We start from the raw sequence: 15,057 nt of genomic DNA, 5'->3' as shown, positions 1-15,057 counted from the left end.
AACTGAACTTGTTCCCATTTCTCATTTTCCTCCCAACAACAAAATATAGTAGTGGCCCAATGAAACTAATTACTACAATGAGAATTAGCCAAATAGGCTGTATCGTCCGGTTCTTCCAATTCTTTATTAGATCAATTAAAGCAATAAGTGCAAGTACAGCATGTACGATAAGCAGTGGCAAAACCACCTGGGCCTGTTCCAAAGAAATACCAAAGAGCTTCGATAATGCTTCAGTCATAATTTCAATCCTCTCCTATATTACGTTATTTTTTTATTACTATTTGACAGGTTCGCACCTGTAAATAAAGGCTTCCAGATCATGAACTACATCATGTTCATAAATGTCCAGCAATTCAATTTCTATGTTCTCGTTTTCTTCAATCCAATTTTTTATTTTCATCAATTGAATGGAATCAGTACCTAAATCGAAAAGAGAATCATTAGGAGAAATCTGAGAAACATTTAGAACCTGCCCTAGCATTTTTCTGAAAGGGGTCATTTCTATGGAATGATCTTTTGCGCTATTAATTACATTTCTCCTACGTTGATCCAATGCCTCTATAGCTATTTTCTGCAATTCGCCCATATCAATTTTCACGTTATTTGTAAGAGGGAAAGAAGCCACGTTTAGATAGACATGAGGAAGTTCATATACTGCAAGATGGTTCATTAATTCTTTTCTTAGCTTTGATTCATCCAATGCCTCACTACTCTGATAGGCAACAACGATCTTCTGGGTAGATTCACTTTGGTCTAAACTGAACACCCTATTCTCAAGCCCAAAGCAGCTATGGAAAGCAGTAGAAATTTCACTAAGGCTGACTCTATAACCGTTCACTTTTACTCGTGAATCCATCCTACCCACAAATTTAATATGACTTTTATCCACAAACCGACCCAGATCACCGGTTAAATAAATATTGCCTAAATCATGATGCGCAACAAACGCTTCACCTGTTTTTTTCTCATCTCCAAGGTACCCTAAAGCAACACCCTCTCCAGCGATCGCTATCTGCCCAATTTCATCCAAATCACATACCTTTAACTGCTCATCTAAAACATAGATTCTTTGATTCTTCATTGGATATCCATATGGAATATACGAGTATCGTGTTAGAGTCTCTGGAGAAATTAAGTAAAGTATAGACCAGATAGAGCATTCTGTTGCACCACCCAAACTAAACGTCTGGCTTTGCGGAAAAGTAGCTAGCACCGTTTTGGCCAACTCGGTTGAAACATAATCTCCACTCAATAAACAAGCTCTTAAGTTCGTTCTTACTTGTTGTGACAGTTCATTCTCTTTCAAGAAATGGTTCATTACATTGGGAACAGAATTCCAGATGGTAATTGGGTATGTATCCAATACAGATTTAATAGTTTTGAAGTCTCGTTGATCTTCAACTATATACAATGTGCCGCCAACTAATACGGTTTCAAATAGGTCAAATACAGATAAATCAAAATTAAATGAAGCCAGACATAAGAAGTTGTCCTTCTCGCTTAAAGACAGTCTGTCTTTGAGATCATACAAAGTATTCATTACTTGGTAATGCGTTTCAACTACACCTTTGGGAAGTCCTGTACTTCCAGATGTGAAAATAACATAAGCGACACTATCCCCATCCTTCAGCTTCTCTTTAAAAGGAATTTCAACTTCCTCTTGATGCAGCCAGGATATCTTAGTTTCATCAATTAAAGCACGCGCTTTTGTTTTTTCTAAAATGTAATTTGTTCTCTCCTGAGGGTAGCTAGGATCGATCGGAATATAATAATTTCCTGATTGTAGAATTGCAAAGATTCGAATAACGGTTTGAATCGATTTCTTTGCAACGATTGCCATTGGTTGATTCACACAAGGAAATGACTCTGCTAACTCATTAACAGAGTCATAAAAATCTGAATAAGTAATTTCTTTATGCTTATCACGGATCGCTATCTTATCACCATAACAATTCTTTGCAATTTCAAGTAATTCATGGAGCTTGCCCTTTGGATAAGCCGCTTGTGTATTGTTATAATCACTAAATAAATTATATTTGGTGACTTCCATTTATATTCCTCCTTATAAATAACGTACTCTCTTGATCTGCAAAACTAAGACAGCAATAACTAAACTCTCAGCAACAATAAGCAAATAGGCTCCATTAATCCCTAAAAACAATAGTGATAGGGCTGTTATAGCAATCAAGCCGATACTAACAACTGCAGTTAAAATTACTGACATACTTTGCTTTACGACGACCATTTCGTTTGTCCAATTATAAGAAGGAAACTTTAGATTTATAAACAGTCCCATGATAGTAATTAGAATTATATTTACTACCAGGAGTAGAGCATAACCTAGGAGGTTAATTCCTCGCTCTCCGAAAACAACCCAACAATCGATGATTGCAATCACAATTCCCGGAATAAATAAGAAAATATTTAATAATCCCTTTGCGATACTAAGTTGCTTAATAGATATGGGGAGACTTTGAATAATCCAAACCATCTTTCCCTCGAAAGAAAAGCTGCAAGCAGTACTAGTGGTTAGTGTCGCACATGCAACAAGGATTAAATAATACACAAACTTACTTGTAATTGTTAAACCTAACTCTTCAATATTTATGGGTGAAAACTCAGGAAGAATGCCAAAATTCAATCCTAATCCTACTATTACAAGAGCACACGGGGCTAAAATCGTATTCACGACGTATGAAAAAGACGAGAAATATCTGCTGGCCTCCTTTTTTAAGAGAGCAGCCATTGTCGATTTAGTCTGTAATGTAAACTGTTTTCTTTCCACCTTCTTTGTCCCCATAAGAATGACAAGTTGATCGTATTTTTTCACAATCAAGCCACATAATAAGATGAAACAAAGAACTGTTAGTACAGCTAGGACAATACTCTGCATCCAATGACTTATTCCAAGGTTCTCCAACAAGGAATATCTTAAGAATGATGATTTAGCAAGCCCTGATTTAGTATCGAAAGATTGTTGGTTTGCAAAAGAATAGAGCATAGGAGAAATAAAAATAAACAGTGTCAATATAGCTTCGATTAATATGTTCCTTATTCTCAATAAACTAGTAATCACTTTAACCAACAACGATATTGCAATACTCAAACCAGTAGCCAAAAGAGGGGTAATTAATACAAACATCAATACAACAAATAGGTTTATCAAAGGAAATGGTGCAACCACATATAAAACAATTTCTGAAACAAGCATAACCATTGCACAAATGACTACTTGAGTAATAAGTTGAGAAAACACATTTAGCAGGATGGCTTTCCATCTATCGATTGGCAGCACAAATAATTGATCATGGTCAAAGCTATAAAATATATTTCGAATACCTGACAACAATGACCAGATTCCTAATGCCCAAAACAGTAATGAAAAAATATAGGGGTTGACCAAGTCTAATTGATTACTTAGTTTCATTTGGAATGGCAAGCTTGCCACATAAGCCAACACAAGAACAAGCATAAATAAGTAGCCAATATTGGTGATTAGCGCGTGGGTTTTTGTAGACAAATCCTTGTCCGCAAGTTTCGATAGTTCGAACTGATTTCTCATGCGTATCCGAATTAGTTTCATTGTATTACTACTACGCATGAGCAGTTACCCTCCTAAATATTTCTTCCAATGGTTCATCTGCTACTACTTCTTCCATTAATCCATTAATTTTCACTTGTCCTTTGTCAATCAATACAACTCGATTACAGATTTTCTCAGCTACTTCTAAGACATGGGTAGAATAAATAATTTTAGCTCCCATACCGGCGCGTCTCTTTAACTCACTTTTCAAAAAGTAGGAAGCGTTTGGATCCAAACCAACAAAGGGCTCATCCAAAATAATGAGATCAGGGTTATGAAGAAAAATAGAAATTAAAACTAGCCTTTGCTTCATCCCATGAGAATAATTTGAGATAAGTTGACTTAGACCTTCTTTCAGAGCCAATTGTTCAACTAAATAGTTTACCTCCTTTTCATATTCTTCTTTTTTCACACCATAAATAGAGCCGATAAACTCCAAATACTCATACCCACGTAAATTTTCGTAGACATCGGGATTGTCTGGTGAGTATCCCAGCATTGACTTATATTTCTTAGGGTTTTCTTTTAAGTCAACACCATTAAGAACGATACTTCCTTCATTATAAGGGTGGATTCCAACAATGGATTTCAAAGTGGTTGTCTTCCCAGCACCATTGGAACCAATAAATGCGCATATATCGCCTGGATGTATCTCCAACGATAAATTATGAATTCCTTTTGTTGACCCTTCGTATATTTTTTTTAGATTTTTAATGCTTAGCATATTTCTTCCTCCAGATTCAAAAAAATTGAAATACAAGTGGGGGGGGTATTCGTACAATCCCCCACTAAGTTATAAATTTATTGATTTTCTCAGGATTTGAAATAATATCATTAATAAAAAAGTGGTTCCCTTCAAAACAAATAAATTCACAGTTTCCTGTTGTATGTTTTTTCCATAAATAAATGTGTTCGTCGCTTATGAGCAAATCCCTGTCTCCAAACCAAATTTCCAAGTTCGAGACAACTTTTTCTGTCCATCCGCCCCTCAAATATTCATGAAGAAACCTGAAATCTTGGTTTAACATCTCAGAGAACAGTTCCATTAGTTCTTCATTTTCCAATACCTCATCTGGAGTCCCTCCAGTACCTCTAAAATATGCAATTGCCTCTTGTGTGGAAAATTCTCTACTGAAATTTGTTACTCTATTGATGTTTGGCGGAACTTGCCCACTCAGAATTACCTTCTTAGGGGGTGGAAGATGTTTTGTCTCGATCAAAGAACAGACCTCGTAAGAAATATAGGCTCCCATACTATGACCGAATAATACATAGGGTCTGCTAAAATCGATTTTGTCTATCACCTCTTCTATAACGGTACTCATACTAGGAAGAGATTCGAACTGCCTGAATCCACGCCCAGGCAGCTCATATTTTACTAATTCAATGCCAGTTACTTTGGTTAATGGATAATAACTTCTCAATGAACCTGCGGCATAGGGGAGCGCGATCCATTGAACAGAAGCTGTTGCTCCTCTAACACTTCTTTCAAGACATTCTTTAGATAACATACTACTACCTCATCCGAAATGTTTTCTTCTATTAGTTCTTCAAATTGAATTGATTTATCTGGCGAATTTTCAGTAGTAATGGAATTTTCCTCCGGCTCATAGAACACATTCTCTCTGAATAATGGGATAAGAACTTTAATTTGATTTTCTTCTGAATCGTGCTCAGCTCGGCTTAACCACTCTTCATAGGGAACGACGTCAATTTTCCGGCCAAGTACTTCCTCCATTAGTTCCACACAACGCCCAAATGAAATCATGCAGTTTGTGAAGTAATTAATAACTTGATTATCATCCGTTGCTTCTGTTTTACGTATCAGCTCTCTTGCTATGATATCCACTGGAGTGAGGTCTGTCTCAAAAGGAAGAAACTCGTCTGGACAACATCCTAGTTGTGCTATAGAAACAATTAAGCGCCAGAATAGATCCTGTCTTGGGACTGAGAACGTTCGACTATTTCCAGCTATCCGTCCAATTCTGGAAATTTGAATACCATTTCGATGCGGACGATAATTACGAAGATATTGCTCAGCTAGTATCTTACTTTTCACATAACTGATTGGAGCTAAATCAATATCATCAATTAGATAATGGTCATGTCCTACTACTGAGAGCGTCGATACATGATTCAATTTTTTCATCCGACCATTTTGAGCAAAGTGCATGATCCTTTTTAGTCCTTGAACATTTACTTCACGAGCCTCTTTCATCGAAGCCATAAAGTTCACATTACCTGCACAATGGTAAATGGTTGAGATCTCCATTGAAATTTTTTGATATTCCGCTAGATCCAGCCCAAAATAATCTTCTGATAAGTCACCTTGCAAAACATTTAAGTTTTCTAAATTCAAAATCTTATTATTCGGAACTATCTCAGCTAACTTATCCAGCACTCGTTGAGTAATTTCCTCTGGATTTCTCCCACGAGTTAGGCAATAAACTTCTTTGCCTTGTGCTAGACATTGATAGACAATTTCACTTCCTAACAATCCCGTAGCTCCAGTCACCAAGACTTTATTATTTTCAACGAATGATCCTAAGTGAACTTGGGAAATTGTATGATCTTCCGAATGTTCCTCATCAAGCTCCTTGATATTTAGCAAGTCAGAATTCTTCAAGTTTTGTAGGGTAGGATTCTCAAAGAACTTCAATACTTCTAATTCATAATTAAAATCTTCTTTTAATATGAAAATCATTTTTGATAGTTTTAGCGAATCTCCACCTATTTCAAAGAAGTCATCAGTCTCGACAAAATCATTATGACCAAGCACATTTGCCCAAATTTCTTTCATTTGTTCAAAACTGCAGTTTAATGAATCTCCTACTACTTCCTTGGACGGTTCTAATACCGTTTCTTCATATTGCTTACCTGCTGTATTCAAAAGCTTAATAACTCGATGTGGCAATTCACGTACCTTTAACTGATCATTCTCCACAATTGTACGTAACAACTCTTCCATCCACAGACCCATTTTCTTAACTGCCGAGTCTAGAACTAGGGATTCATTATAAGTGATTTTGAATATAAGCTTCTCCGACATCCCTATACTCAAACTTAATGGATAATTCGACTGCTCCTTTGCCTCAACATCAGTAATTTCTTCAGAAACTAATTCAGCTTCTGGGTAGTTCTCCACTACCAGTATAGTTTCATATAGTTCTTCCGCAGGTTTAAGATTCAACTTCTGACGAAGCTTTCTAGTATCTTGCCTTCCTTGATATAGATCACTAGTCATTTTTTGATTATTCTCTTGAAGGATCGTTTGAATTTTCTTATCCTCATCAATTGTAAAAATAGAAGCTATAGTCCGTATAAATAATCCGACTTTGGATTCAATTCTATCAACAGGACAATCTCTTCCCGAATCAACGATTCCTATCACGACACTTCTGGTTTCAGTTAATTCACACAGGATGTAGCCCCATACAAAATTCAACAGACCTGCTAACGTCAGATTATTTTTCCGTACGTACGTGTTAATTTCCTTACTTAACTCATCAGATAAACTGAATCTTTCCTCTATGTTAATCTCATTAGTTGTATAAATTTTAGTGTTTTCAGGGAATAACTTCCCGATTTTATCGATATGTTCATTTCCATCGTCCAACACAGCTGTGTTTGCTTGATTATTCTCTTCTTGCAGCCATCTCACATAATCAAGATTGGAAGAATCGATATTCTCATGACTATGCTCATTCCACAATTCGTTTAATACTATCCCTACACTCCAGCCATCCAGAATCAAGTGATTAAACAACCAAATCACTCGAGTTTTATTGTTACTAAGCCGAAGGAAATAAACACCGTGTAAATAATTTGAGCTCATCTTCCGATAGTTTCTAGACTCATTATCTATTAATGTTGCTATAGTTTGTTTTTGCTCAGAAGTTGATTGCTCCCTTAAGTCATATACATGGTATGGAAAAGCTTCTCTTGCCCCATGAATGATTTGGACAAAATTCTGCTCTTTAGTTCGATAAATGGTTGTTCGAAGAGCTTCATACTTCTGAACAACTGTATTAAATCTCGCAATCATTTCTTCGATTGAGACTGTCGTTGTCCAGCTAAATTCATTCATATAACTTTCAGATGTCCCTGCTGAAGAATACAATATCTCCTCTTGAAGCGGGAACAGCGGGAAGATTAAGTCCGCATGCTCATTATTCTTGATTTCTACGAATTCAGAGAAATTTATGAATGCTTCACCCATTGTTTCAACATATCGCAAATATTCAGTAAAATACTCATTTTGAATGATTTCCTTCAGATTTGCTAATGTCTCTTGATATAACTCTGCTGCCCCACAAACATTGATCAGTGTGACTGTCAGGAAATTTTCACCGTTCAATATATTTAGCATTGGCGGCATATATTCCATATTTTCAGCTGCTATATCACTCACGTGCTGTTCATCAGTTACAGAATCATTTACATTCACAATATTCAAGAACATAGCCTGCACATCTTGATCTTCATTTGTTTCCACTAGCTGATTTCGTTCATTGAAAAGTAACCCATATATTTTCTCATGCTGTGAATTTGCATGAACAACTCGCTGACTAAATTCAGTTAGCCACCCAACAGAATGATTTAAATTAAACATTTTATAACTATTGGTGAACCTGGAGTTCTTCTCTTGATAGATATATAAATCACCCTTACTCTTTCGAAGAACATTCCCAAAAAATATACTGCTAAATACTAACGGAAGATTGATATTATCGACATTGTGTAGATCTGATTTTCTAATTTTGAAGAATACATCGTTAGTTACTTTTTGATATAGCTTGTTGCGTTCATTACGAACAACTTCAAAGCTGGCAGCATTCCTTCTTTGCTGATTAATTAATTCTTCGTTAGTCATTTGATCTAGAATTTCTACAGAAGCACTTTTATCCTCTAGCGTACTCACTAGCTCACTTTGAAGGATCTCCCATGAATAGGCATCTATGAACAAATGATGTGCTATCCAATAAGTCGTAACTACATTATTTTCAATACAGTAAGCAATTCTTGATGTTGGTCCTTCATATAAATTTATACTTTGCTGCAGTTGTTCTTGATTTCTATGCAGTTCTTCCTTCGATTCAAACTTTTGAATAATTCCTTCAAAATCAAGTAGCTCGGTGGCCATCACAACTACCTGGTTACCCTTCTTATCTTTCTTGATTTGAGCACGCAGCATCGGATGTAAGTCATACATTAAACGATAAGCCGTCAATAGTTCTTCTTCTTTTGCTGGTGCTTTCATTGTGAACACTGTTGATTGATTCCAATAGTTCTCATTCTTTAAGCCAAGCTGATAAAACCACTCTTGAATTGGTGTGATAAAAAAGCTCGTTACATTTTCTCCTGTATGATAAGCCTTATGATCACTCTCATTTTCACTAATATGCTTGGCAACACTTCTTATAGTTTGGTATTTCAAAATATCTTTACTGGAAAGCTGAATGCCCTGATCACGTAGTTTGGATACAATTCGAATACTCTTAATGGAATCTCCACCGATATCAAAATAACTATCCCGAACACTAATTTCTTCAGTTTGGAACACTTGTCTCCAAATTTCTAAAAGCGCAATTTCCAGTTCTGTTTCAGCAAAAGATTCTTTCTGACTAACTCTTCTAAAACTAGGTATAGGTAATAGCGAAGGATCGATTTTCCCATTTACTGTGACATTGAAATTCTCAATCGGTGTAATGATATCTGGAATCATATATGTTGGTAATGTCTCATATAAGAATCCCTTCAAGTCATCAGTTGAACATGTTTCAACGTTATTGGGAACAATATATGAAACTATCTTTTCTTGAGCTTTATCCGGATCAACGATAAGCTTCGTATATGCTTCACTAACTATCGGATGTTGAAGCAAACGCTCCGTAATCTCTGATAATTCAATACGGTGTCCGCGGACTTTGACTTGATTATCATTTCTTCCATAATAATAAATATTGCCCTCTTCATCGAAAGATCCTAGATCTCCAGTTCTATAAAGGACTTCACCATATTCACGCAAATAATCTGGGGCGTTATATAACCGGTTCACGTTATCAGCTTCAGTTAAATATGATTTCATGACTGAAGGGCCTACCACACAAATCTCACCACGAACACCATGTGGTAAAACATTCATTCCCTCATCCATTACAACCACACATGAATTAGACACTGGTTTTCCAACTGTTTGTTCATGGTTTTTATCCGTAAATGCGATACAGATCGTTGCTTCTGTTGGACCATAGCCGTTCAGTATTTGTACATGGCTTGGAAGAGTCTCGTTCTTCCGAAACTTTTCTCCACCGCTCAAAATTAGTTTTAACGAATGACAATGAGTAAAATCCAACACATTAAACAACGTCGGAGTAATAATCATGAAATTGATGTCATTTTGCTTAATAAAGTCTGGTAAAAATTGATGTTCCTCATTAAAAATGTACAGAGTATTCCCAGGAACTATAGTTGTCATAATATCCATAATATTCGCGTCAAAGGAAATGGATGATAGATTAACTGTCTTCCAATTCTGCTCTATTGGATAATCACTCTTAATTGAAGCAGCCAGATTAGCTAAATTCTCTCGAGATATTTGCACACCTTTTGGTTTTCCCGTAGTACCTGACGTAAATAGAATATACGCAAGGTTTAATTTGTTATCAGAACCTCTTACATCAGATATATAAAATTCGTCCTCAAGCATACGGTCGACATGGCAGCTATTTCGAAGAGCGATAGCATCTAAACTAGATGAATATATTATAAAATTTGGCTCAACTTCCTTAATTACTTCTTCCAGTCTTGATTGCGAGTGCTTGGAATCGATTGGAATATATACAAATTCATGAACCAAACAAGTATAGAACAGCAGCACTTGCTGCCAACAACGGTGACCAAAATAAACAATTTTGTCGCCTTTTTTCATTCCTGCTTGTATCAATTTCTCAGCAAGAACTATTATGTGCTCATTTAATTCCGCATAACTTATTCGCTTCTCCCCATCAACGATGGCTAGTTGGTGATTATCAGGGGAAATAGCCTGTAGATATTCAATCAAAGATTGGTGCCGAATCTCAAAGGTTGGATTCAACTGCCTTACTAACTTTTTACTTTCCTGTTGACTATATAACGGAGTATCTATTACCAAACTTTCAATGGAATTCATCGCAGAGTCAAACCAATTAATAAAGTGATCCATAAAATGTACAATCTGCTCTTCTGTAAATAAACTAGTTCCATATTCAACCTGAATAAATGATTCTTCCAACGTCTCATACACGGTTAACGTTAATGGGAATTGGGCAAACTGACGATCTTTTGCAATGATCTGGGCATCCTCGGAAATCACTGCATCTGTATTCGAAAGCTCTTGATAATTTAAAACAGTTTGAATAAATGACAAACCATCGTGTGAATTAGCCATCCCACATGCTTTCTCTAACGTGTGGTAATCAATCGTCGCATAATCCATGATTTCAAATAACAAATACCTGTTTTCATTTAGAATATCTTTGAAAGTTTTATCAGGACTTTTCTTATTCACTAACGGAAGGAAGGAAAGAAACATCCCATAAACATCGTGATACTCATTCGGTCTAGTGGAAACCGGAGTTCCTACTATTACGCTTTTTTGATTGAAATAGCTCATCAAAAATTGTGTATAGAACGAAAGAGTGACCATATATTTAGATACTTTTTCTTTTTTAGCTACATCATTTATTTTCTGAATAAACGATTTGCTTAAAGAGATGTTCACCATTGCGCCTTTATGATCGAATACAAAATCGGTTGGCTTCGCAAAATTAATATTAGGTTGAATATCCTTTAACTTTTCGTTCCAGTATTCTAGATTTTTATGATGGTCTAGAGAAGAATAATGATTTAAATAGTCAAAATAATTAGATTTAGAGTCAGATATTTCAGTGGTACTCAGCAATTCATTTAACAGAATCTCCATTGAAGAACCGTCAAATATCAAATGATGCGTAACAGTAACTAGCCAAATAGAGTGATGACAATGAATAAGACTCATTCGAATAAGTGATTCTTTAGGATTCTTCAAATCAAATGAATAGTTTAGTTCCTGTTTAATAATGCTTTCCTTTTCCTCATGTGTATCTGCAAAGTGTTCATAGAAGGCGGGATCCATCACATTGCTTTTGAACCACGCTAGATTGCCGGTATCATCCTCTTTCAAATGGGCTTGGAAAATGGGATTCTTTTTTAAAATATCAAAGTATCTTTCTTTTACCAGTGCCCCTCCCTGAGGTAGTTGGCCAAGTTCTCTAACAAACGGGATGTTATACATATTTAGTTGTGGATTCTCAAGCTGGAAATAATACATTGACTTTTGCAGTTCCGTGGCAAATGCTAGATGCTCGAATTGTGGTTGGTCTAGATGTACTGATTCTTTTGTTTCTTCAGGCGTATCAAAAAGAGTGATTAATTCTTTAATTCTCTTGGATTCAATGAATTGTTTTAACGAAACGTTAGTCCCGAACACTTTGTTCATTTCATGATTTATCCTTACAGCCGTTAACGAATCGATTCCAAATTCAAATAAATCCTGTTCAATATCTAGCTCTTCAAACGCTGCGTATTTACGGAAAATATCTGTAGACTCCTGTAATAGTGAAGGCGTTAGCTGATCCTGCTTCAATGGATAATCAGCTCTCTGATTCTCAATTAGCAGCTTGTTTCTATCTATCTTTCCGTTTAACGTCAATGGAATATTCTGAACACGATGATATCGTTTAGGTAACATGTATGAAGGAAGGCGTTGTGAAAGCGCCCTTGATACTTCCATTTCATCCAGATCCCCCACATAAAACGCTTCAATTTCCTTAACTTGGTTATTATCTTCCAGAACAGCAACTGATTGTTTTACTCCAGTTAATTGATTTAGTGCATACTCGATTTCGCCTAACTCTATACGAAATCCCCGTAACTTAATTTGCTTATCTTTTCGACCAACATAATAAAAATGTTCCCCATCGAAATAAACAATATCACCCGTACGATATGCTAAACATGACTCTTTTTCAAAATTCATCTCAACAAATGCTCTTTGTGTTAGCTCATTTTTATTACGATAACCATTTGTTAGCCCACTACCACTAACAACTAACTCCCCTGGAACACCTATAGGAACTGGTTGGTTGACCTCATTAAGGACCATTGCCTTTGAATTTGCTAGTAACTTCCCTATAGCGATTGGCTTCGAAGAATCGAAATCTCTAGGAATTTCAAATGTTGTGGTAAAGGTAGTATTTTCGGTCGGCCCGTATCCATTATAGAATCTTGTTTCCTTAGTGACAGACATTGCTCTTTTGATATGACTTGGAGAGACTACTTCTCCTCCTACATAAATCTTCTTGAGACTATTAATCTTTGAGAAGTCCAAATCTACAAAAGTGTTGAATAGACCCGAAGTAAGCCAAGCTGTTGTAATCTGATATTCATCAATGTTCCGGCTCCAATTGAAAATATCAAATACAGGATCAGGAATAATCGTTACCGCCGCGCCATTCAATAAAGGCAGCCAAATTTCAAAAATACTTGCATCAAATGCAATTGAAGCTGCTTGAGCAAAATTGTCGTCTGGCTTTACAGAATAAAAACCATTATTAATAGCAAAAGAAATGATGTTCTCCGAAGTCATTTCTATTCCTTTTGGTTGTCCAGTTGAACCTGAAGTATATATTAATTGACAAAAGCCAGGTTTATTATTTTTCCTTGTTGGAAGCGAAGTTTCTGTTTTGGGCTGATCAACCAGCTCGGGCACACTGATAGATACACAGTTGACTGATAGAGATATATTTAAACTAGAGCTATCCTCACTTTTTAAAATCAAACCCACATTCGCATCTTGAAGGATATACTCAAGTCTCTCTTGATTGTTTTTCTCATCTAAATAAGTATATGGAATCCCCAAATACTGAAGGGCAATCATTAGAGCAATGGAGTTTGCTGACCTTGGTAAATGTAATGCAACACTTTTGCCCTCATCAATATGTATGGAATATAACGAATTAATAAGAGATACTGCCTCTTCTACAAGTTCTTGATAACTTACAGCTCTCTTCTGATCATAAATAGCTATTTTTTCAGGAAAATCCTCTGATACTTTGGAGATTAGTTCAAAAAACGTTGCTTCTTTTGGATACGGTTGGATCGCTGAATTGACTCTACTTGTTGGAATTTGATCAAATAATGCGCCAACCGTGAGTGTCTCATCGGAATGAAGGAGAAACTCGATCCATCTATTCATAGATTGCAATAAAATACTAACTTGATCTCTATCCATGACATCTGTTGCGAACATCACCTTCATTACCACCGAGTCACCCATAATCCCAGCAGAAAAAGTTAAATCACTAGTGGATGTTTCGGAACCTTTGACAATATCAAAGCGTGATTCTCCCTGTGTTGAAGGATAGTTCTCAAAAACAAAAGTCGTATTCGAATAGTTATCCGCTGTAGTTAACCCCATGATTGTTTTCGCTTGGGTATTAGAGAGAAAATCATGCTCTTTTATTGATAAATCATCCATCTTGATTGAATTTAATAAATCCACAAAACGTTGAGTAGGAGAAATCGAAACCCTTTTAGGATGTTTTTCAATTAACAGACCAATTATTTTTTCCAGATCAACATCCGATTTTTTTGAACGTCCTGAATCAATAACTTCAAATATGATCTCTTGCTTCCCTGTATAAATACTTAGGATGCTTGCCCAGAGAGTCTGATAAAAAATCGCTGGAGAAATTTGATGCTTTTTACAATAATCCAATAATAATTTTTTCGCTGCACTTACCTCAACTTTCACCTCATCAAAGGTACTCGAAACAGAGTACCTGGACATCCTTGGGAATTCAAATCCTTTACAATTTGAAAGATATTGTGTCCAAAAAGATTCTGACTTGGTGTTTGTATTTGTAAGTTTCCATGAAATATACTCACTGTAAGCAGTGTTAACGATAGAACTTGCATCCTCACCTTTTTGCAAACTATCGTAGGCTTGATCCACGGCTTGCAATGTTAGAGACATACTCCAACCGTCCAGCAAAATATGATGGAATGTCCAAATTAGATAAACTCCATTTTCAGTAGACACTTGAACAAAACACATCAAAGGAAAATCCGATACTTTTGTTAACCGCCCTTTTTCTTTCTGAGCCAATTCTTCTAAGTCTTGTTCAGCACAAGTTGTATTTCTCCAATCCAGTCTTCCTTCACTTAAAACAACCTGAACATCTTCCTTTAAGTCACCAAAAATGAACTTTGTTTTGAAAATTTCATATTGATTAATAATCTGCTCCCAAGCCTTTTTGTAGCAAGCCAAGTCATCATAGTTTAGATGAATAATCGCTTGACTAGCGTATACATCTTCACCTGCGTGTAATTCACATTCATAAGCGATTCCACGTTGTAATTCCGTCATTGGATAAGCAGCTAGTATTTTCATA

The 15,057-nt window shown here is 36.0% G+C and carries 7 protein-coding genes (2 of these 7 only partly in view); all 7 read right to left on the bottom strand.

The window, feature by feature from the left end; all coding sequences use genetic code 11:
* Positions 1-18 carry the start of an ABC transporter ATP-binding protein gene (locus ACRRNK_RS03615; protein ID WP_433945451.1) on the bottom strand. Its footprint begins 924 nt before the window's first position, so the window shows 18 of its 942 coding nt (coding positions 1-18); its start codon is at positions 16-18; the stop codon falls past the left edge of the window.
* A protein-coding gene (locus tag ACRRNK_RS03610; RefSeq protein ID WP_433945450.1) for a PLD nuclease N-terminal domain-containing protein crosses the window boundary here: on the bottom strand, positions 1-238 show its 5' portion. 2 nt of this gene lie to the left of the window's left edge; 238 of the gene's 240 nt are visible here — the first part of the coding sequence; its start codon is at positions 236-238; its stop codon straddles the left edge of the window (only 1 of its three bases is visible, at position 1). Before ACRRNK_RS03610 ends, ACRRNK_RS03615 begins: the two co-directional genes overlap by 20 nt.
* Before the next feature lie 39 nt (positions 239-277).
* Entirely contained in the window at positions 278-2,050 is a 1,773-nt protein-coding gene (locus ACRRNK_RS03605) for a non-ribosomal peptide synthetase (protein WP_433945449.1), read from the bottom strand.
* A gap of 12 nt (positions 2,051-2,062) precedes the next feature.
* Positions 2,063-3,601: a hypothetical protein gene (locus tag ACRRNK_RS03600; RefSeq protein ID WP_433945448.1), complete on the bottom strand. Its 1,539-nt coding sequence runs from the start codon at positions 3,599-3,601 to the stop codon at positions 2,063-2,065.
* Positions 3,594-4,307, bottom strand: coding sequence for an ABC transporter ATP-binding protein (locus tag ACRRNK_RS03595; RefSeq protein ID WP_433945447.1), 714 nt, complete (start codon positions 4,305-4,307; stop codon positions 3,594-3,596). Before ACRRNK_RS03595 ends, ACRRNK_RS03600 begins: the two co-directional genes overlap by 8 nt.
* Before the next feature lie 64 nt (positions 4,308-4,371).
* Positions 4,372-5,094: a thioesterase II family protein gene (locus ACRRNK_RS03590; RefSeq protein ID WP_433945446.1), complete on the bottom strand. Its 723-nt coding sequence runs from the start codon at positions 5,092-5,094 to the stop codon at positions 4,372-4,374.
* A complete protein-coding gene (locus tag ACRRNK_RS03585; protein ID WP_433945445.1) occupies positions 5,004-15,056 on the bottom strand; it encodes an amino acid adenylation domain-containing protein in 10,053 nt (3,350 codons plus the stop codon). Before ACRRNK_RS03585 ends, ACRRNK_RS03590 begins: the two co-directional genes overlap by 91 nt.
* Between the last annotated feature and the right edge of the window lies 1 nt (position 15,057).

This window comes from Paenibacillus sp. SN-8-1, from assembly GCF_050995535.1.
Lineage (GTDB): Bacteria > Bacillota > Bacilli > Paenibacillales > Paenibacillaceae > Fontibacillus.
Note: the sequence above shows the minus strand (reverse complement) of the source record. Positions and strands in the feature narration are given on the sequence as shown.